At 60.4% G+C, this 19149-nt stretch carries 20 protein-coding genes; 9 read left to right on the top strand and 11 right to left on the bottom strand.

The genetic code is table 11. From position 1 onward, the window contains the following. Positions 1 to 386: 386 nt before the first annotated feature. Positions 387 to 1199, top strand: coding sequence for a hypothetical protein (locus OKW29_RS00980; RefSeq protein WP_429289622.1), 813 nt, complete (start codon positions 387 to 389; stop codon positions 1197 to 1199). 312 nt (positions 1200 to 1511) lie between these two features. Then, on the top strand, positions 1512 to 2027 hold the full coding sequence (locus tag OKW29_RS00975; RefSeq protein WP_429289621.1) for a hypothetical protein: 516 nt from the start codon (positions 1512 to 1514) through the stop codon (positions 2025 to 2027). A gap of 152 nt (positions 2028 to 2179) precedes the next feature. Here OKW29_RS00975 and OKW29_RS00970 read toward each other — a convergent pair whose 3' ends face one another. Continuing rightward, complete coding sequence (locus tag OKW29_RS00970; RefSeq protein WP_429289620.1) at positions 2180 to 2584, bottom strand: hypothetical protein; 405 nt, start codon at positions 2582 to 2584, stop codon at positions 2180 to 2182. A 1050-nt stretch (positions 2585 to 3634) separates the two neighbouring features. Further along, on the bottom strand, positions 3635 to 4255 hold the full coding sequence (locus tag OKW29_RS00965) for a hypothetical protein (protein WP_429289619.1): 621 nt from the start codon (positions 4253 to 4255) through the stop codon (positions 3635 to 3637). Between the two features lie 368 nt (positions 4256 to 4623). Between OKW29_RS00965 and OKW29_RS00960 the strand changes: the two genes are divergently transcribed. Continuing rightward, positions 4624 to 5376: a superoxide dismutase gene (locus OKW29_RS00960; RefSeq protein ID WP_429289618.1), complete on the top strand. Its 753-nt coding sequence runs from the start codon at positions 4624 to 4626 to the stop codon at positions 5374 to 5376. A 414-nt stretch (positions 5377 to 5790) separates the two neighbouring features. On the opposite strand, the gene sctT is transcribed toward OKW29_RS00960, so the two are convergent. Genes sctT through OKW29_RS00915 form a run of 9 tightly spaced genes read right to left on the bottom strand, consistent with a single transcriptional unit; the run spans position 5791 to position 12856 of the window. Then, positions 5791 to 6600, bottom strand: coding sequence for a type III secretion system export apparatus subunit SctT (sctT, locus tag OKW29_RS00955; protein ID WP_429289899.1), 810 nt, complete (start codon positions 6598 to 6600; stop codon positions 5791 to 5793). A gap of 44 nt (positions 6601 to 6644) precedes the next feature. Continuing rightward, positions 6645 to 7139, bottom strand: coding sequence for a hypothetical protein (locus tag OKW29_RS00950; RefSeq protein WP_429289617.1), 495 nt, complete (start codon positions 7137 to 7139; stop codon positions 6645 to 6647). Beyond that, the gene (gene sctN, locus OKW29_RS00945) at positions 7136 to 8491 is read right to left on the bottom strand and encodes a type III secretion system ATPase SctN (protein ID WP_429289616.1); all 1356 of its coding nucleotides are present in this window, start codon (positions 8489 to 8491) and stop codon (positions 7136 to 7138) included. The genes OKW29_RS00950 and sctN overlap by 4 nt, the downstream gene beginning before the upstream one ends. After that, positions 8488 to 9381, bottom strand: a complete 894-nt coding sequence (gene sctL, locus OKW29_RS00940; protein WP_429289615.1) for a type III secretion system stator protein SctL — start codon at positions 9379 to 9381, stop codon at positions 8488 to 8490. Before sctL ends, sctN begins: the two co-directional genes overlap by 4 nt. A 47-nt stretch (positions 9382 to 9428) precedes the next feature. Beyond that, positions 9429 to 10088: a type III secretion protein HrpB4 gene (locus OKW29_RS00935; RefSeq protein WP_429289614.1), complete on the bottom strand. Its 660-nt coding sequence runs from the start codon at positions 10086 to 10088 to the stop codon at positions 9429 to 9431. Between the two features lie 12 nt (positions 10089 to 10100). Continuing rightward, positions 10101 to 10925 carry a type III secretion system inner membrane ring lipoprotein SctJ gene (gene sctJ, locus OKW29_RS00930; protein ID WP_429289613.1) on the bottom strand — a complete coding sequence of 275 codons (825 nt, stop codon included), beginning with the start codon at positions 10923 to 10925 and terminating at the stop codon, positions 10101 to 10103. Continuing rightward, positions 10922 to 11347, bottom strand: coding sequence for a hypothetical protein (locus tag OKW29_RS00925; protein ID WP_429289612.1), 426 nt, complete (start codon positions 11345 to 11347; stop codon positions 10922 to 10924). Before OKW29_RS00925 ends, sctJ begins: the two co-directional genes overlap by 4 nt. Positions 11348 to 11380: 33 nt before the next feature. Beyond that, entirely contained in the window at positions 11381 to 11839 is a 459-nt protein-coding gene (locus OKW29_RS00920; protein ID WP_429289611.1) for an HrpB1 family type III secretion system apparatus protein, read from the bottom strand. A 54-nt stretch (positions 11840 to 11893) separates the two neighbouring features. Next, complete coding sequence (locus OKW29_RS00915) at positions 11894 to 12856, bottom strand: hypothetical protein (RefSeq protein WP_429289610.1); 963 nt, start codon at positions 12854 to 12856, stop codon at positions 11894 to 11896. 409 nt (positions 12857 to 13265) lie between these two features. Here OKW29_RS00915 and OKW29_RS00910 point away from each other — a divergent pair, with 409 nt between their 5' ends. The 6 genes from OKW29_RS00910 to sctR all read left to right on the top strand — a co-directional run bounded on the left by OKW29_RS00910 (position 13266) and on the right by sctR (position 19148). Beyond that, complete coding sequence (locus OKW29_RS00910; RefSeq protein WP_429289609.1) at positions 13266 to 13448, top strand: hypothetical protein; 183 nt, start codon at positions 13266 to 13268, stop codon at positions 13446 to 13448. Between the two features lie 111 nt (positions 13449 to 13559). Beyond that, entirely contained in the window at positions 13560 to 14648 is a 1089-nt protein-coding gene (gene sctU / locus OKW29_RS00905; RefSeq protein WP_429289608.1) for a type III secretion system export apparatus subunit SctU, read from the top strand. Positions 14649 to 14686: 38 nt separating this feature from the next. Continuing rightward, positions 14687 to 16732: a type III secretion system export apparatus subunit SctV gene (gene sctV, locus OKW29_RS00900; RefSeq protein ID WP_429289607.1), complete on the top strand. Its 2046-nt coding sequence runs from the start codon at positions 14687 to 14689 to the stop codon at positions 16730 to 16732. A gap of 9 nt (positions 16733 to 16741) precedes the next feature. Further along, complete coding sequence (gene sctP, locus OKW29_RS00895) at positions 16742 to 17395, top strand: type III secretion system protein SctP (RefSeq protein WP_429289606.1); 654 nt, start codon at positions 16742 to 16744, stop codon at positions 17393 to 17395. Positions 17396 to 17452: 57 nt separating this feature from the next. Beyond that, positions 17453 to 18517 carry a type III secretion system cytoplasmic ring protein SctQ gene (gene sctQ / locus OKW29_RS00890; RefSeq protein WP_429289605.1) on the top strand — a complete coding sequence of 355 codons (1065 nt, stop codon included), beginning with the start codon at positions 17453 to 17455 and terminating at the stop codon, positions 18515 to 18517. Continuing rightward, entirely contained in the window at positions 18501 to 19148 is a 648-nt protein-coding gene (sctR, locus tag OKW29_RS00885; RefSeq protein ID WP_429289604.1) for a type III secretion system export apparatus subunit SctR, read from the top strand. Before sctQ ends, sctR begins: the two co-directional genes overlap by 17 nt. Position 19149 lies beyond the last annotated feature (1 nt).

The raw sequence follows: 19149 nt of genomic DNA, 5'->3' as shown, positions 1-19149 counted from the left end.
CGAGCAAGGTGTTGCACTTCACATTTGATCGCGCCGACAGATTCCGTACCCGCTGCATTTTCAAAACAGCCAAGAGGGCTAGGCTAACGGATCATAAGGGCATCATGATATTTCCTAAGTACCTTGAAGGGCTCTTTGATTTGAGCTACTCAAGCCACTCTCCAATCAAAGAGCCGCCCCAAAACAAAAAGCAGCCCGAAAAAAAGGCTCGTACGGGATCCGGCTCTGAAGGGGATTGCGCGCCGCCTGCACTTCCGACACGGCCTTTGCCAGGCTCCAAGGGAAAAAGGCCAGTTCCGAACGTAATATATCGTGACCCTCCACCCCCGCAACCGCCGGTGACGGGTCGGGAACCACGTGTGCGGGGTCACCTCCCTGCGGGTTCCATGACGCCATTGCCGGCAGGTGACTACAAGCGCATGAAGGATTTCACGACGCCAACGCAGTTTTCTTACTACGAACGTATGATGAGAAATGACGCCGTGCCCGATCAGGCCATCCGTGAGGCTGACGATGATGCGCTCGAGACAGCCGTTGCAAATTCCTTGGTTTCCTTTGAAAGGGAGACAACGCATCGGCTGCTAACGGAGTCTCAAAACCCTTCGTCACAGAAATCCGACGACAAGCCGCGACCGAAAACGCGTCATCCATCCTCCCAGCAGGCCAACAATGGCGACTGGTTATCGCATGAGAGACAAGTGACGCAGCTGCTTACCGGAAAGTATAACGAGGAGATAAAGAACCTCTTGTGTAAGCATGCAATGATCGAGGTTCCAAACAGCGGGGAAAGCGGCGATCAGAAGAACAATTGCTTCGTCATATCAGCTGCAATGCTTGCATTCGAGAACTATGGAGAATCAAATAAATTGAATCAGCAAGTCAACGAAATCAGAAAGATTCTGGTAGACGAAAAGCTAACCAAGCCGAACGAACAATTCACGTCGATGAGCGGCGCGGCCAAGAGGGTTGTCGAGTTAATCAACAGCCGGCCGGGCGTCAAGCCGAAGCTTCGCTTTTATGTCATATCGAGAGTGAAGGGAAACACCCACATAGACCAGCTCGGCGTTCCAGGCGGAAGGGAAGTAGTCATCTGGGATAAAGGTGGCCACTTTGTGGCGGTCGCGCACAAGTCTTTAGTCGATCCCGAGTCTATCCGTGTCAAACAACCCCAACGACCTCCGCGCACACACGGCAAATAAACCTGCGGACAAACCGGGTAGCTGCTGCCGTACCTGGTTACCGTTCGGAAGGGCTTTCTAGCTCTTATGGAACATCCGGCGCAAAAAATTCCGTCGTCCACCCGCATGCCGCGCCGATTGACATCGGCGCACCGTTTCACGTGGTCGCAGTGGGACCCGAACGCGATCCGGAACCGGTTCGTTTATTCCGCAGTTTCACAAAGGAGCTTCACGATCTTGCCGACTGGCTGAAGCAGGTTCGGGGCACGTAAGTTCGCCCGTTGCGCAGGTTCGCGCCTTTCGCGTGTGGGAATATTTTTTTGATGTGGACACTTGAATCTCAATTCAGACATGGTCACATTGCAATTCCCCGTTAATCGAAGCTGCCATGTCGCCACGGCAAAACCCGACGAAACGACAGCTACGGGTTCCGATACGAACCGTTGCGCGCCGCCTCCGGCGGGACTGAAGCCGGCTTCGGCGGCACGCCGGCACACCGACACCGCAGTCCGAAGGCTGACGAGAAGACCCGAAACCACGAAGCGATTGGGCCGCTTGCGCAGAGAGCTGGCGAAAATCCGCCCCACACCGTCGGATCCGCAAGAGGCGCGGGAAGAGATCATCAAGGCAATGGCAAGAGCCGGTCTGGACGACTGGACTGTGCCGGAGCTATCCGATGCGTCGACGGTTCGACATGCCGACGGGTCTGCTCGAATCACGCTGCTCGCCCACGCCATCATCTTCAGCCCCGCCGGAGCATTTCGCATTGTCGAGCTACACCCTCCCGGCCGGACCTACTTCGAGATGGGCGGGCAAGACGGTCACGCGCCTATTCAACCCGATTGCTGAGGTTGACACGGTGCGCGACCGCCCTGCCGCGCATCGTGACGGCATCGGGTTCAAGTGACGCGCCGTCAGCGCGAGGCTTTGCCGAAACGGTACTCGTGCGTCAGATCGTTGAGCTTAGCCTTAAATGCGGGATCGAGCTTCACATCGGCAGGTCAGGCGCGTGCCCCTTCCTTAGCGGGCTCGCTACCGTGCGCGTGGTGGTGTCCATGCCCATGGGGCATCCCGCCGGCGGCGTCGGGCTGCTGCTGCGTTCCCGACTGGCCCGAAGACGAGTCCGGAAGCGGATCGTCATTGTCATCGTCGCCGCTTGTGAGCGACGGAATGCCCCCTCCGTCGGGCATTTCCGAAGTGCCCCCTCCGCCGGGCATCCCCGAAGTGCTCGCCGCGCCACCGCCGCCCTGTCCGCCGGACGTCGCGTTCGACAGGTTCATCTTGGCCAACATCTCGTCGAGTTCATTATCGAACGGCTTTTCTTTCTTACCCGAAGCCTCTTCATGCGATTTCTGCATGGTAGTGAAGTCCGCAGCAGCACCCGACTTGATCGATGGAACGCTCATCTCTTACTCCCAAAAAATAGTTAACATTCCGTGCCGTCTGTCGTCGGACAGCACGTGACATCAACATTATCGAAAGACAGGTCCGGGCAAACGGGGCGGACGAACCGGTGGCTCAACTTGCGAAGTCACCAAGTGAGACATTCGTAACCGGCTGTACTTGCAAAGCGGGCCATTCGACATGGCCCAGTCCAGTGGATAACAATTATGATCGCCGCAGTCAGGCTTCATGACATGCCACATGGGTAGCCATTGAAGTTCCCGAGTTCCTATACGAACTTCGTTTTTTCAATCACAACTTCGCATCACTGACGAAAGAAATACATCCTGTGATGATTCGGCCAGACTGGCGGATTCGCTTCGCGATCCAGTGCTTCGCCATCGTGTATGGGTGCGTCTTCAGTGAGTTCGCGCGCCAGGACAACTACCGTGGTGCAATAACGGAAAATGGGGGCGAAGAGAATACGCTCAAGCGTTCGATGAACCCATGAACGTTCAGGCATGGAGCACTGCAGGCACTCTACGAATCCTGAACCAAAGGAGGGTGTTGTCAAGACCGGCGCGGGGCCGTCATTCGCTCGCGGCTCGCCGAAGCGTCTCGTTTACGGGCCTTAACCCACGGGAGTTTTATGCCCCGAACAACTGACAATCAAGTCGGGCCCGCGCTCATTGACCGATCGAGGCGGCCTCGCTCTGCCGCGTTGACGCACCTGAAAGCGTGGCGACCTCCGCAGTCGAAGGTCCCGGCGCCCCATGCGCATACGCATGACTCTCGGTCGCAAAATGGTGTGCCGACATCACAGCCTCGCGCAGACTCACCGCCCGACCGTCCTGCAACGCCAACGCTGCGGCATGATTCTGTTCGGAAGCGGCGAAGGCCGATCCGCCTAGCAGTGCAACCGCTGCGTCAATTATGACTCTCTTCTTCATCTTATCCCTCGACACAGCGAGTGTCCGCCGCTCACCCTGGCAATGAGCGGTGACCGCTGCAACCGGTCACCGCTCACGCGTCTTAGTCATTCGGCATCGACCTAATCCAGGATGACACCCTTCTTACGAAAGATGCACCGGCGAGCGCTGCGCCTGCACAGGTTGCGGCGATGCGGGCTGCGTCTTCGGAGGTGTCGTCGTAGTTGTCGGCGTCGTCGTCTTGCCACCGTTCAGGATCGGCACCACCGAACCCGGGCGAAGACCATGCGTAGCATTCGGGTTCGGCGGAGTCAGACCCGTCGTCGCCGTTTGCGTAGCCATGCCGCCGGTCATACCCGTCGTCGCCGGCTGCGTCGTCGTGCCGCCGTTCAGGATCGGCACCACCGAGCCAGGACGCAAACCATGCGTTGCATTGGGGTTCGGCGGCGTCAGACCAGCTTGAGTGGAGCCCGTCTGGCTCATGGTGGACGAGGGCTGTGCCTGCCGGTTGGAAGTCGTTTTCATGTGCGCGCGATCCGACATCGAGTTCGACTCAACGCGAGTCTGCTCCATACGGGTGACGCTCATTTCAGTCGAGGCGGACTTGCCGGACATGGACTCCGAATGGCCCACGCTGCTCATACCGCTCATGTGCTGCATGCCACTCATATGCTGCATGCCGCCGCCCATGTGACCTGCAAAAGCCGACATGCTGGTAAATGCAAGAACTGCCGAAACGATCAAGCTTTGTTTGAATTTGAACATCTACGTTCTCCGAGGGGTTAGCCATCTGGGTATCGATGGATGAACGTATTAAACTAGAGCGCAACAGATCTTTCGAGTAGATGTTTGTAAATCAACGAGGCTCTTTGTAAAGCAGTTCCCCCGCCTGTAACGAGCTGTAGCCGCTTCGCATTCGCTTGCCGGAATGCGTGTTCACGACTTGTGTTGCCCTCGCACATGTGCGTTTGAACGCGAAGTGCTAATCCAATTACTCAATAATCCTCACCACATTCGTAAAGACGAGAATCGTCGCTGGCAGAATGACATTTCGAATGTCTCTCGTGAGCAGCGTCTGCTTATCGGCCTCGCAAGCTCCCCCTAATCCTTCTCCTTTTATCTTCTAAGCAACGATGTTTAACGAACTCGACGATATTCGAAGCAGCCGCCGCGGCTTCATGCAACTCGGGGCTCTCGGCGCAGCTGGTCTAGCGGCCGCCGCCCTTCCGGCCAGCAGCGCATTTGCCGCAACGCAAGCTACCACGCGTGTTCCCGATTTCCTTCCGAGGTCTCCGCTCACACTACCGCCCTTGCCATACGCAGAAAGCGCGCTCGAGCCGATTCTCTCCGCGAAAACGATCGGCCTTCACTACGGCAAGCATCACAAGGCGTATTTCGACAACATCGCAAAGCTGGTTGCGAACACGCCCTTCGCGGATATGTCGCTCGAGGAGCTCGTCGTGGCGAGCGCTGGCCGGTCCGATCGGGAGCCGCTTTTCAACAATGCAGCCCAAGCGTGGAATCACACTTTCTACTGGAACAGCATGACGCCGGCGTCGACAGCGCCTCAGGGTGAGCTGAAGGCCATGATCGAGCGTGATTTCGGCTCTCTCAACAATCTGAAGAACGAACTGGCGACCACGGCGGTCTCGCAGTTTGGCAGCGGCTGGGGCTGGCTTGTGGTCTATCGCGGCCACCTGAAGGTAGTCAAGACCGGCAACGCCGATTTGCCGTTCGTGCACGGCATGCAGCCGCTATTGACGGTCGACGTTTGGGAACACGCCTACTACCTGCAATATCAAAACCGCCGCCCGGCCTACGTCGCTGCGGTCATGGACAAATTGCTGAATTGGGAATTCGCATCGTCGAATCTCCCGCGCGCGTAAGCGCTGAGAGCAACCGCGCTGGGTCGAACCGAACCCGGCGCTGTTGCAAAGTGAACGACAAGGCTGCTTGGGCCGTCCTCGCCTGTTACGGCACCTTGACAGCAGTCGTCGAACGATGTCATCACGCCGCCGACGACCTTTCCTTTAATGCTTCACCAGTGATATCTCCTTTCCCTCCTTCGAATCCGCGAAGTCGCGCTGCCCGCCGGGCGCAGCATTGTGAATCAGCACCTCTTCGAGCGTTTCCCAATGCCGTCCCGTTTGACGCAGCAACGACGCAACCGCGCTCCGGCTGACTGCAATGCGGCCGTTCCGGCGACCAGAACACCTGCTCCAAGAAGAAGATTTCGACGTTTCATGTGATGCGCAACTTCATTTGATTTCCCAAATAGTTAAAATTCGGGCATAGCTCCTCTAATGCACAGCCCATATCGCGTGCAACTCCATCGACAATGCACGCAACGAAACCTGTTCCTTCACCTGATCGATGAAAATCGACACGAAGAGCGCCAGCAGCAGCAGCGTGACCGCGCCCTTGATCGGCTGACTCAGCGTCGACGGTTCGAGCTTGTCCGCCGCCTTCGCAATCAAGCCCAGGCTCAAATCGATCAGCACGAGGACGAGCAGCATCGGCATGGCGAGCTTGGTCGTCATCTGCATGAGCGTGTCGGTTTGCTGGATTACGAAACTCTCGGCGAAGTTCGACATCGACGGCAGCGTGTCGGCGATAGGCCAGATCTTGTACGACTCGAAGATGGCGCCTAGTAGAAACGTCATGCCGCCAAGTGTCCAGAACACCGCAACCACCAATTGCCCCAGCAGGTTCGACACCGGCGTGCTCTGCTCCCCTCGCAGCGGATTCGATACCTGCACGTTGTTATAACCAGCGAGATCGTCGACATACGCGCCGACACTCTGCGCGATCCAGAACACCGGCGAAGCGGCGAAGCCAAGCACGAGCCCGAGCATGCCTTCCTTAATTGCATAAAGCGCGAGCCCGCCCGCGCGCAAGTGCTCGGCAAGGTCAGGAGGCTGTCCCCACGCGACAAACGCGCCGAATATTGACGCCACTGCCGCCCGATTTGCCCCCGTCAGCACTTCATCGCTCATGGCGGGCAGCACCATGAAGGCGATCAGCATGCGCAAGCTGCAAATCAGCAACGTGGTGACGAATTGTTCCCATGTGTGCCCCAACTGCAACAAGTCGAAGGGCAGCAGTTGCATTGATGCGTTCATTTTCCAGTTCCTTTGATGTCGCCCTCTAGCGGCTATCGTCCACGCAACCGCGCGCCATGAGCCTCTTCGGCTTCCTCGTCCTGCTGGTCTTCGACGGCCAGCTCGTGCGCGGTCGCGAGATCCTTCAGGCTGGTGTCGAGAGCATCGAGCTGCGCGTTGTTTCTCGCGATGTTCCGTTGAGATTCAGCAAGCGCTTGCTCGCGTTCTCCCACCGCACGTTCGGCTGCCGATACGTCCACCTCCAACGCCTGTGCTTGCGTCATGAGCACATTCCGGAAATCCCGCAGCGACATCAGCTCAGTCGGCGAAAATCCGCCCGGCGCATCGAGCGTCTCAACAAGCCGGCGATCATGTGCGTCGACTTTTCGCTCGTGTTCAATCCGTGCGGCCTGCCTCTGGCACAGCTCGTCTTGCGCACGCCGCAGTTCGGCACGCGCCGCGACAAGCGCTTTTTCGAGCCTCTGTGCGAGGCGCCGGCGCCGCTGCTGTAACAGCAAAAACGTCTTGTAGCGCGGATCGTTCGTCATGCGGCCAGATCGAACAGACCATCGACGATTTCGTCGAAAGGCCTCAAGTCGTCGGTACGCTGGCCAAGAAACGCACGGATCGAGTCGATCTTCTCGATCGCTTTGTCGGCAATGGCGTCCTGGCCCTGCTGATAGTCGCCGACTTGCAGCAAGGTCTCGACATCCCGGTACTTGGCGAGCAACTCGCGCACGCGCCCCGCTGCATCCTGATGCTCGCGCCCGACGATCTGCGTCATCACGCGCGAGAGACTGCCGAGCACGTCGATTGCCGGATACTGGTTCTTCGCGGCAATAGCGCGCGAGAGAATCATGTGGCCGTCTAGAATCCCACGCACTTCCTCGGCGATCGGGTCGCCGCCCGATTCATCTTCGGCGAGCACCGTGTAGAGAGCCGTAATGGAGCCGCTCGCCGATGTGCCCGCTCGTTCGAGCAGACGCGGCAGCTCGGCAAAGATCGACGGCGGAAATCCTCGCCGCGTCGGCGGTTCGCCGGCAGCCAAGCCGATCTCGCGCTGGGCGCGCGCAAAGCGCGTCAGCGAATCCATCATCAGCAGCACGCGCAATCCCCGGTCGCGAAAATACTCGGCAATCGCGGTGGCGGCATAGGCGGCTTTCGCGCGCTCAATCGACGAGCGGTCCGACGTCGCACACACCACGACCGACTTCGCCATTCCGGCCTCGCCGAGAATGATCTCGACGAATTCGCGAACCTCGCGACCTCGTTCTCCGATCAGCGCGATTACGTTCACGTCGCATTGCGCGCCGCGGGCAAACATCCCCATCAGGGTCGATTTGCCGACGCCCGCCGGCGCGAAGATGCCCATGCGCTGCCCTTCGCCGAGCGTCATGAGGCCGTCGACGATGCGCACGCCCGTCGACAAAGGTTCATCGATCACGCGGCGCGTCATCGGGTCCGGCGGCGCTGCGATGATGGGCCGAAGGTCGTCGTAGTCGAGCGGCCCGCGCCCGTCGATCGGCTCGCCAAGGCTGTCGATCACGCGCCCCAGCAACCCCGCCCCCACCTTGACGGACAATGGACGCCCCAGTCCAACGACACGGGTCGACCGCGAGACGCCCGTCAAGCTACCGAACGGCGACAGGATGGCCACATTTCGCGAGAAACCGACCACCTCGGCGCGCTGCAGCAGCGTGCCGTATCGATCCTGCAGTTCACATAAGTCGCCGAGATTCGCGTCGAGACCCGACACCTTCAGCAACGTGCCCACCACCTCCATCACCTTGCCGGTCTGCAGGTATCGCGGGCGCGCTTGCAACTCGCGCTCGATCTGATCCGTGAGCGCGGAGAATGGATTGAGCTCGGACATCCATTCCGATCGGTCTTCGACGCTCATCTGCGCACCTCTTCCTCGTGGGCGTCATAGTCCATACTGTCGTAATCGGCCTCTGCGTCGTCGTCCTCGTAATCCCCGGCGTCAAATTCGTCCGCGCCATCGTCGTCATATTTATCGACACCGGCAGTGTCGTCTTCTCCGACGTTTCGGATACCCGATCGATCGTAGTCTTCATTGTCTGTACCCACCGTGTCATCGTCATCGGCGAGCTCGCCCATTGCATGCTCATCGAATGCAGGCCGGGCGCCGGCCCCCTCGTTCGCGAGCGAGTGCTTGAGCGCGCGCCCGACCGCCGAGCGGATCGCTTGCAATTGCGTCTCGAGACTCGCATCGACCACGCCGTAGTCCGACTCGCAGATGCACGCACCGGGCCCAAGCCGCTTGTCCGGCGTCACCTCGATCGCAAGCCGGCGGGGCCCCGCGTCCGCCAGTGAAGCGAAAGTGCGCACCGCGTCTTCATAGTCGTCGGTGCTGACCGAGATGCGCAGATACGATGCGCCTTCCGAGATTTTGTCGAGCGTCGTCAACGCGCGTTCGAACAGCGCTTGCGGCCGCTCGGCGAGCACGATCTGCTCAACCGCCGACGTGACCAGCTCCGCGAGGCGCTCGCGCATGCGCGCCTGCACGGCGCGCGCTTCCGACATCGCATCGAGGTTGCGCTTGTGCCACTCCTCGACCGCGCCCTGCTGGCCGTCGGCAAAGCCGCGTTGCACGGCATCGTCATAGAGTCGTTGTGCCTCATCGCGAACTCTCCCGGCCTCGTGCTCGGCCTCGTCGACGATAGCCGCCGCCTGTTCCTCTGCAAGCTGCAGCACCTGATGCCGATCCCTTTCGAGCTGGGCGTAGGCCTCGTGCAGTTCGACCGCGTGGCCGAACTCTTCAAGGCGCACTATGTCGCCGTCTACGCCGATTCTGCTTGCGGGTCCGTCTGTATTGCCTAACCAAATAACCATGAAAGATCCGGAAAGAAATCGGTAAGTCGAGTGGCGATAAGCGCGCTGTGCTCGCGCTCATTGACCGCGTTCGCCACACCGGCAAGCCAGACAGGCTCGATCCCATCGCGCGGAAACGCGAAGCGCATCAGCCGGATCAGCGCGGGGTCGTCCCACATGCCCGTCGCACGCATGAGACAGAAGCCGTCCCACCCCACAGCAAGCTCGCTGCGCGCGATCGGATCGTCGCGAACGTCGAACGGCGTATCGCCCTTGATCGCCGACAGCTGTGCCAGCGCCGCCGCACTCGTCCATTGACGCAGCATCTGCCGGCGCGGCTTGTCCACGCAGCGTCGCACCGCGGTCCGATAGAACATCAGCGCGCGTGCGCGCATCACGCGTGTCAGATCCGCGGCGGGCAATACGGCGATGCCATGCGCAGCCGTGTTGAATGCTTCGAGCAGCGGCGCACATGCAGCCCCGCCCCAAAGCTGCCTCGATACCGCACGCACGAACTGCGGCGGATAGCCGTCGCGCACCGGACACATCCGCGTGAACTCCTCGGTCCACGACGGATGCGCCCACTCGATGAGCGTATCGACGCTTTGTTGATAGCGCGTGAGGAGTTCAGCGAGCCGTGTCGCATCGGGCCGTTGCCACATCATTGCCGCCTGCGATCAACCAGTTGAGCCTGTCGGCCCTGACTTTCGTGCGCGCTTGCGACGGTTCAATTGCTCAACGGCGCGATGGAGGAGCCGGCTTGCCAAGCCGGCCTTCGGGTCACCAAACGACGCGCGCCTGACGAAGAGCAGAACCCAGATGCCCCCCAGCAGCACCACAGACATGCCACCAAAGCAGATGAGCCGCCAGAGCGGGGAGTCCGAGCGTCGGACGTTGACAACCCGCGTGGGGTTGGCCGCCACCGACGTCACGCTGACCTGGTCATACGTGAGTCCTTCCACGCTATGCACGACGAGGTTCTTGATCGCCGGCGTCAGCGTATCGACGTTTGTATCGCGCCGGTATTTCACGAACACCGACGCGCTCGATGGCTTGACCGTCGTCGCAAGAGGATCGTTATTCGGCAGCACGATGTGCACCTGCGCCTCGACCACGCCGTCAATCTGCGAGAGCGTGTTCGACAGCTCCTGCTCGATCCCGTAGATAAAGCGCACACGCTCCTCCGTCGGCGTCGACACAAGGCCATCCTTCTTGAACATCTCGCCGAGATTGGTGAACTTCGCCGAAGGCAGGCCATGCGCACGCAACACGTCCATGGCCTGTACAAGCTTGCCGTCGTCGACATCCAGCGTCCAGGTCTTGCCGCCATCAGGCGACGTCTTCTCGGCATCGATGCCTTGTTCGAGCAAGGCCGCCACCATTTCGTTGGCGTCCTGCTGAGTCAGGCCGTTATAGAGCTCCTTGTGGCACGCGGCGAGAAAGAGCACCGAAGCGACCAGCACGGCGACGCGCCCAAGGCGAAAGGCAGCACGATTCATCATTGGTTCTTCATCAAGGTTTGGAGCGAACTTTTGCTCGATTCGACGACGCCTTGCTTTGCTTGCATGTTCGCCTCGGTGAGAGCGATCTCCATCGACATATGACCCGATTCGGCCATCATGCTCTGCACCGACATCGTAGGCGCTGCCTGCTCGAACTGGTTCATGTCGGACATCATCTGCTGCATCGAAGCATCCTGCGATTCGATTGCGCTGCTTAAGATGTTTCCTGCGTTCGATGCGCCGGCGCCGTGCGATTCGACGATGGCGTGGCTACCGTCCTGTTGCGAACCCATCAGGCCCTGGAACTTGTCGATCTGCTCGGCGCTCGGCCCCACGATGTTGTGTATGCCGCTCGTTGCAGGGTCCGCGCCGCTCAATTGTGACGCGCCGAATACCTGCGCCATCGCGATGGTCGGATCCATTGCGTATTTCCCGAATGAGTTGAGTAAAGAGGGTCAAGCGCGCAAGTATTGAGCACTCGTCTGCTCGATGCCGGCAGTCGATGCCGCGGAGTCGGCAGGCTCGGCTGCCGCATTCGACCCGGCGAGACCCAACATCGCGCGCGCGAGGCCTACGGCCTCGGCATTGTTGTTCAGTTCGAGCACTTCATGTGCGGCCACGCGCCAGCCCGAGTCGCCCGTCATGTACAAGCAATACGCGAGCAGCGCCTTGCCATAACTCCACTTTGCCGAAGCCATGTCGAGGCTGCGCAGCACGTGAATCGCTTCCGCCCAGCGGCCGCGGCGGATCTGCAGCCAGGCTTCGAATGTTTCGAGCTCGGGAAAATCGGGGCGCAGTACCCGCAGCGCGTTGAGCACCGCTTCCGCGTCCTGGTCGTAGTTGCGCTGACAGCCGATGCTGACTACTTCAATCAGCGCGGGGATAAGGGCCTTGGGATAGTCGAGATAGTTCATTCAATTTCCAAAATAGTCACGCGTGGCAGGACGTCTATCACGCCTTGGAATACATCAAAAGATCATCGGGGTTTCCACTGGATCGTCGTCCTTCGGAATGTCATAACCCACCATCTGCGCAACCTTTTGCTGGTCGTCGTCGGGATGCGCATTCATCCAGTCATCGAATCGCTGCTTCGGCGATGCGTTGTCCGGGTCTTTCTCAGCATTGATACTGTCGGGATTGCCGTTCAACGCTGCGTTCTCATCCTGGCCGTCCTCCGCAATCTGTTGCCTGTCCTTCGTAATGGCGTCCTTTGCGTTCTGGACGCTTTGATAATCGTTGGAGCCCACGCCGTTATATGGATTCTTGAGGTAACGCTGCGCATCCTGGAGCGTCTTGGTGTCATCAGACAATTTCTGAAGGTCCGGATTGTCCGGGTCTTCCGCCTGGAGTTTATCTACGGAGTCTTGCGAGTCGGTCGTCGAGTTGGAGCTAGACGAACTGCTCGGGCCATCACTGCCCTTCGCGTTAGTCGAGTTCCCATTGCCATCCTGAGAGGACGTCACTCCCGAGGCTCCGGGCTGGCCATTTTGATCCGCCTGGCTCATTCCACCGAAGTCTTCCATCGCGGCGTTCGTTTCCTGTTCGGTCTGTGCGAACGAGTTTTCAAGGTCCGCTAATTGCGCTTTGAAGGTGTCGTCACCGAATGACGCCCAATCGTTCATGCCGCAATCGCCGAAGGCTCCATACGTGCCGCCTGCACCAGCCGCTCCCGACCCGTCACTCGCACCACTCGCACCACTCGCACCACTCGCACCACTCGCACCGCCCGCACCGCCCGCACCGCCCGCACCGCCTGCACCCATGTCGCCGCCGCGGTAATGCGAGACCGCCGCCATCGAGCGGTCGACGCCGCATGGATCCTGCGTGAGACCGCTGACACTGTGCGCGACTCCAGCCAAAATATTCTGTGAATTGACTCCCAGATCGTTCATCCCACTAAAACCGGAGTCACCTGTCTGATCGCCACTCATCGGGGGAAGCCTTGTTCCCACCATGCCGGTCTGTAGCAACATCGGCGCGCTGTTATTCAATGCCAAACTAGACACTGTCCTATCCTCCAAGAAAGAAAACACTCTCACGACCGCCACAAAACGATAGCCGACGACGCAAGGCCATTCCCCGAATCGCGCGAAGGGAAGGCGAGCCGCGCGAAGCGTCGGCCTGTAACTTTTTGCCCATCTGTAACTTTTCGCTTACATTCATCGCCTGCGCAGCCGCACGTCATTCCCAATCCTCAAGATTTCTCATCCGCTTCGCGCTTCTCGACGCGTGTTCGCACACCAGCCTCCGTTCCGTTCGTGTCTCGCGTAACGTTGGAGCTCCGGTCAGTCTTGTTGTTTAACGACGGCATATCGTCGTCACTTCATTTAAGGAACAGCTATGAGTTTCGTGAATCCCTACTCCTCCTCCTCTTCGCCGACCAACAACCCGAATGTTGTCGGCAACACCGATCCCGCGTCTGGGGCCAACAATCAGCAGGACGGCTCAGGCAGTTCAGACGCCGCGAATCAAGCGCTCAACGGCCTGATGCAGGCGCTCCCCATGATGCTCATGTTTATGTGATCGACATGCGTCGGACCTGCACGTCGCAGGTGCGGCATTCGAGTCGGCGGGGGCCCAAGCCCCCGCTCGCCGCTTCTGACCTGCTTCCCATGCACGCTTCGCGCCTGACAGATGTCGACCGAAAAAACCGAACAGCCCACAGAGAAAAAACTGCGCGAAGCCCGCGAAGAAGGGCAAACTGCGCAGAGCAAGGACCTCACCGGCGCAGTAAGTCTGATGCTGGTGTTGCTGCTCGCAGTGACCGGCGCTGACTTCCTGTCCGGCAAGCTCAAGCAGCTCGTTCAGATTTCACTCGATGCCGTCTCCGGCGACCATTCGCTAGCCGGCATCACGCGCGTATGGCTCGATCTCGCAGCCAGCGCCGTCTTTCTGCTTTTCCCGTTCGCGCTGGTCGCTTTGCTTGGCGCAGTTTTGGCGCTCGCCCCCCAGGTCGGCTTGATGATCAGCATGAAGCCGGTCGCGCCGAAGCTCTCAGCAGTCAGCCCGGCCTCGGGCATTCGACGCATTTTCTCGCTGAAGTCGCTGCTCGAACTTGTCAAGATGCTGGTCAAGGCAGTGCTGCTTGGCGCGGTGCTTTACGAGGCGGTGCTGATGCTGATGCCGTTGATCGCCGGTGCAGCCTTTCAGTCTGTGAACACGCTCATCGTGCTTAGCTGGCAATCCGTGCTGCGAGTGGTCGGCGTCGCGGCTCTCGTCTATCTGCTGATCGGCGCGGCCGATCTGAAACTGCAGCAGTGGCTGCTCATCCGGAGAAACCGGATGTCGAAGGAAGACATCAAGCGCGAGAACAAGGAGTCCGAAGGCGACCCGGAAATCAAGAGCAAGCGCAAGGCGCTTGCGCGCGAACTGGCGAACTCGGCCCCGACCCGCCAGGCCGTCGACTCGGCCAACGTCGTCGTCGTCAATCCGACGCATTATGCGGTGGCCTTGCGCTACGACCCCGCGGAATTCGGCATTCCGCGCGTGGTCGCCAAAGGCGTCGACCAGCGCGCCGCGGAAATTCGCGCGTTCGCGCGCGACGCCAATGTCCCGATCGTCGGCAACCCGCCTGTTGCGCGTGCGCTCTACAAAGTCCAGCTCAATAACGGCATTCCCGAAGAGCTGTTTGAGACGGTTGCTGCGATCCTGCGCTGGGTCGCAAGTCTTTCCGATCCGGACGGTGCGCCACCGGCGGGCGGGGCGCCAGGCGTTCTGCTCTAGTGCCTAATCCGGTGATTACAGGCCAATCAAGGACTCGCATGTTCAAGTCTCTCAAGCTGCCGGTCGGCGGCGAAGCTGCGATCGCGGCGCTCGTAGTGGCGATCATTTCGCTGATGATTCTTCCACTGCCCACGCTACTGATCGACGGGCTGCTCGCGATCAACATCGCGCTCAGCGTCACGCTGCTGATGGTGACGATGTACGTGGCGAGCATATTGCAGCTGTCCGCATTTCCGTCGATGCTGCTATTCACGACGCTTTTTCGCCTATCGCTGAACATAGCCTCGACAAAATCGATCCTGCTGCACGCCGATGCAGGGCACATCATCGAGAGCTTCGGCGAGCTGGTGGTGGGCGGCAATCTCGTGGTCGGTCTTGTCGTCTTCCTGATCATCACAACCGTGCAGTTCATTGTGATTGCCAAGGGTTCCGAACGGGTAGCCGAAGTAGGCGCGCGCTTCACACTCGATGCGATGCCCGGCAAGCAGATGAGTATCGACGCGGACCTGCGTGCGAACCTCCTGTCCGGTGAAGAGGCGCGCAAAAAGCGCGCTCTGCTTGCGCTCGAAAGCCAGCTGCACGGCGGTATGGACGGCGCAATGAAATTTGTCAAAGGCGACGCGATTGCAGGCCTCGTCATCACGATGGTCAACATCGTTGCGGGCATCGCGGTCGGTGTGGCGTATCACGGCATGAGCGCGGGCGAGGCCGCCAACCGCTTTTCCATTCTGTCAATCGGCGATGCAATGGTTTCCCAGATCGCTTCGCTGCTGATCTCCGTCGCAGCGGGCGTGATGATCACGCGCGTGTCCGACGAGCACGACAATGGTGGCAAGTCGCTCGGCGAGGAAATCGGCAACCAGCTCGGCGGCAACTCTCGCGCGCTCTTCGTGGCGGCGTTGCTGCTGCTCGGCTTTGCCGCGGTACCGGGATTTCCAGCGCCGCTGTTCCTGCTGCTCTCGGGCATTCTCGGCTTCATCGGCTACCGCCTTCAGAAGCGCAAGCAGGCCGCCGAGCGCGAACTGCAAGGCGGTGCCACGTCACTGCAGCGAGCGGGTGCGAAGGTGGACACTCCGGCAATTCTGCCGAAAGCGCCGCAGTTCGCATGTCCGCTCGGCGTGCGCGTATCGCAAGAACTCGCGGCGTACCTGTGTGCCGAAAACCTCGATCGGGCATTCGGCCCCGAGCGCCGCCGCATTCAGGAAGAGCTCGGGCTACCGTTTCCCGGCATCACGCTATGGCGTCATGACGCACTGGATGGCTCCTCATACGAGATCCTGTTGCACGACGTGCCGACCGCCGGCAGCGAGTTGCCCACACAGAGGAGCGTCGTGCTCGAAGCCGGCGACGCGCTGCAGGCGCAGTGCGATACGCTCGTTGACGTCGGCGGGATGGCGTCGAGCCGGTGGATCGACAACGCGATGCTGCCCGCCTCCGGGGTCGTCGCGCTCAACGCCGAGCAGGTGCTGTCGCGCCACGTGGCGAACACGCTCAGACAAAATGCGCACGTGTTCGTCGGCATTCAGGAAACCACCTACGTGCTCGATCAATGCGCGATCGACTACCCCGGTCTCGTCGACGAAGTGAAGAAGGCACTGCCGACGCAGAAAATCGCCGACGTGCTGAGACGGCTTCTCGAAGAACAGATCTCGATCCGCAACATCCGCAACATCTTCGAAAGCCTCGTGATCTGGGGGCCAAAGGAGAAGGACTTGCTTTTGCTGACCGAGTACGTGCGCGGCGACCTGGGCCGCCTGATCGCTCATCGGGCAACCGGCGGCGTGCCGCAACTGTCCGCGATCATGCTCGATCTGCAGGTTGAGCAACTGATCCGGCAATCCATCAAGCAGACCCCGACCGGCAACTTCCTCGCCTTGCCGCCCGAGCAAATCAATGCATTCGTCACGCGGCTCGAGGCGATTTGCGGCGGCGTGCGTCCCGACATCGCCGTTGTCACGTCGATGGACATCAGGCGCTACTTCCGGCGGATGATCGAAGCGCGTCTCGGATGGCTGCAGGTCTATTCGTTTCAGGAACTGGGCAACCATGTGCAGTTGAAGCCCGTTGGCAAGCTCGTTCTATAAGGATTCCAGATGGGCAGTTACAGCCATCGCAGCGTGCGTGTGGTGCCGGGGCCGGCACACGAGCATCCATCCTCGCCCAGGTCGCCATCGCGATCGGCGACAGGCGCCTATGCGGCTCTGATGAAACGGGGCCGCCCCACTCGGGAACGCACATCCTCGAGCACGGACAACGGACTAATCGACGAAGAGTCGGTAGCGCTTGCCGCATACCGGTCCGCACTTCTCGGCATCGACTCCGGCGCCAGGCACCAGTCCGGCGGCGACGATGCCGACGACGGCATGAACCAGGAGGCGGGGAGCGAGTTCCCGGCCGAGCAGCGAGCGCTGCTCGCCCATCTGCCCCGGCTTGCCGACACGCTACGCATCGATGGAACACAGTGGGACGGCGAGCACGGCTTCGCCGGAAAGCTCGCGTGGCGCATTGCCAAATTCTGCGGTGAACCCTCCGTACAGTCGGCCGGCGTGTGGGAAGCGAGCATACCGCTCGCGCCAGATACAGTTCCTGACACAGTCTTACATTTGTCACTTTCGCCCTATCGGCTATGGCTTCGCTTCGATACGTCAAACCGGCATTCGATGCAATTAATCTCCCTGCATAGCAATGCATTGCGAGAACGACTCGCAGCGCTGCTCGGCCCCGAACGGGAAATCGAAATTGCCTGAATCGCATCATTTTTGCATCGCCGCGCCAGTCGAGATGCCAGCCGGGTCTAAACCACGATGAAGTACGCACCATCCACCGTCACGTCGCTTGCGGCCTCGTTGCCCGCAGTCGCGCCGCTCTGCGCCACGTTGTGGCGCGTGCTCGCCGACGCGCGGCTCGAGCGCTGGCTCGACGCGGCCGCTCAGGCGGTGCGGGTCGATGCACTCGCCGAGGCGGAATCGTTCGGCACACCCGCCTTCGTCGTGCTCGGCAGCGTGGCCGGCAGCGCGCGCATCGAGATCGACCTGGACGAGCATCCGGCACTCGCCCCGGTGATCTCAGGCAGCAACATGTTCGCCGCGCAAGTGGCGACGCATCTCTTCGCGCCTTGCCTTGCCGCGCTGCGCGTGCTTGGCCTGCCGGACTTCACCGTGCGCTCGATCGGCCTTCTGCCGGCTGGGAGCGAACGCGCGGTGCACGTCGCCATAAACGGCGATGGTCTTCGCTTTCGCTTTGCTGTGGCACAACTCGACGCGCCGCTCGTGCAAACGCTCGCTCAGCGGATCGACGCCCAACGCGGCGTTCCATATCGGGAGCTCGCGAGCCTGAAGTTGCCAGGCCATCTCGTGCTCGGAACGAAACGGCTGTCCGTCGAGCAGTTGCGTTCGCTGCGTCCGGGCGATGCCGTGCTCGGCGCGACGCCGTCTGGCGCATACGCACTGCTCGCCACCGATGGCCAGGTGGACGCCGTGCACCAATGGGGCTCCCCTGACGTGGGACTCCTGATCGCGCGGGGAAAGCTCTCGCGCGACAAGTTTGAATTCAAGGAAGCTTTGCAGATGACCGATGACACATACGGCGGCCTCGCCGCCCACCCTACCGCCGAGCGCGATGCGCAAGTTGCGGCCGACCGTCTCGAAATACCCGTGCAATTCGAGATCGACACGCTGCCCCTGTCCATCGCGCAATTGAACGCGCTGCGCACCGGCTACGTGCTTGACCTGCCGGTCCCTGTCGCTGACGCCCGCATTCGCCTGACCGCTTATGGCCAGACTCTCGGTTTCGGTCAGCTCGTCGCAATCGGCGAACACCTCGGCGTTCGCATCACTGAACTGGCGCAAGACCATGCTGCAGATTCCTGAGCTCAACGGATTGTTGCTGGTCGTCCTGGCGATCTCCGTCATTCCCTTCTTCGCGATGGTCGTCACGTCGTACACCAAGGTCGTGGTCGTGCTAGGCCTCGTGCGTAACGCGCTCGGCGTACAGCAAGTGCCGCCGAACATGGTGCTCAACGGCATCGCGATCATCATCTCGGCCTATGTCATGGCGCCCATCGGCATCGCGGCAATGGGCAACTTCAAGCCGGCGCTGGGCTCGTCGCCTACGCAAAATGTGGTCTCCGGTTTCGATGCCGCACGCGAGCCGTTCCGCCAATTCCTGAAGAAGCATACGGGGCCGAGCGAGGTTCAATTTTTCCTGCGTTCCGCTTCCTCGATATGGCCGAAACAACAGGCGCAAGAACTCAAGCAGGATGACCTGATGGTCCTCGCTCCCGCCTTCACGCTGACCGAGCTGACGGATGCTTTCAAGATCGGCTTTCTTCTGTACATCGCGTTCGTCGCGGTGGATCTGATCATCGCGAACGTGCTGATGGCGATGGGCCTGAACCAGGTCTCGCCGACCAACGTGTCGATACCGTTCAAGCTGATGCTGTTCGTCGTGATGGATGGCTGGTCGCATCTGATCCATGGCCTCGTATTGACCTACAAGTGAG

This window comes from Paraburkholderia sp. CI3 (assembly GCF_050436505.1).
GTDB lineage: Bacteria > Pseudomonadota > Gammaproteobacteria > Burkholderiales > Burkholderiaceae > Paraburkholderia > Paraburkholderia tuberum.
Note: the sequence above shows the minus strand (reverse complement) of the source record. Positions and strands in the feature narration are given on the sequence as shown.

Bases quoted from the DNA above. Each gene is read 5' to 3' on its own strand.
- OKW29_RS00980 (WP_429289622.1), top strand. From the start codon at position 387: ATGACGCCATTGCCGGCAGGTGACTACAAGCGCATGAAGGATTTCACG.
- OKW29_RS00970 (WP_429289620.1), bottom strand. From the start codon at position 2,584: ATGAGCGTTCCATCGATCAAGTCGGGTGCTGCTGCGGACTTCACTACC.
- OKW29_RS00965 (WP_429289619.1), bottom strand. From the start codon at position 4,255: ATGTTCAAATTCAAACAAAGCTTGATCGTTTCGGCAGTTCTTGCATTT.
- OKW29_RS00960 (WP_429289618.1), top strand. From the start codon at position 4,624: ATGTTTAACGAACTCGACGATATTCGAAGCAGCCGCCGCGGCTTCATG.
- sctT (WP_429289899.1), bottom strand. From the start codon at position 6,600: ATGCAACTGCTGCCCTTCGACTTGTTGCAGTTGGGGCACACATGGGAA.
- OKW29_RS00950 (WP_429289617.1), bottom strand. From the start codon at position 7,139: ATGACGAACGATCCGCGCTACAAGACGTTTTTGCTGTTACAGCAGCGG.
- sctN (WP_429289616.1), bottom strand. From the start codon at position 8,491: ATGAGCGTCGAAGACCGATCGGAATGGATGTCCGAGCTCAATCCATTC.
- OKW29_RS00935 (WP_429289614.1), bottom strand. From the start codon at position 10,088: ATGATGTGGCAACGGCCCGATGCGACACGGCTCGCTGAACTCCTCACG.
- sctJ (WP_429289613.1), bottom strand. From the start codon at position 10,925: ATGATGAATCGTGCTGCCTTTCGCCTTGGGCGCGTCGCCGTGCTGGTC.
- OKW29_RS00925 (WP_429289612.1), bottom strand. From the start codon at position 11,347: ATGGATCCGACCATCGCGATGGCGCAGGTATTCGGCGCGTCACAATTG.
- OKW29_RS00920 (WP_429289611.1), bottom strand. From the start codon at position 11,839: ATGAACTATCTCGACTATCCCAAGGCCCTTATCCCCGCGCTGATTGAA.
- OKW29_RS00915 (WP_429289610.1), bottom strand. From the start codon at position 12,856: ATGAGTGGCGATCAGACAGGTGACTCCGGTTTTAGTGGGATGAACGAT.
- OKW29_RS00910 (WP_429289609.1), top strand. From the start codon at position 13,266: ATGAGTTTCGTGAATCCCTACTCCTCCTCCTCTTCGCCGACCAACAAC.
- sctU (WP_429289608.1), top strand. From the start codon at position 13,560: ATGTCGACCGAAAAAACCGAACAGCCCACAGAGAAAAAACTGCGCGAA.
- sctV (WP_429289607.1), top strand. From the start codon at position 14,687: ATGTTCAAGTCTCTCAAGCTGCCGGTCGGCGGCGAAGCTGCGATCGCG.
- sctP (WP_429289606.1), top strand. From the start codon at position 16,742: ATGGGCAGTTACAGCCATCGCAGCGTGCGTGTGGTGCCGGGGCCGGCA.
- sctQ (WP_429289605.1), top strand. From the start codon at position 17,453: ATGAAGTACGCACCATCCACCGTCACGTCGCTTGCGGCCTCGTTGCCC.
- sctR (WP_429289604.1), top strand. From the start codon at position 18,501: ATGCTGCAGATTCCTGAGCTCAACGGATTGTTGCTGGTCGTCCTGGCG.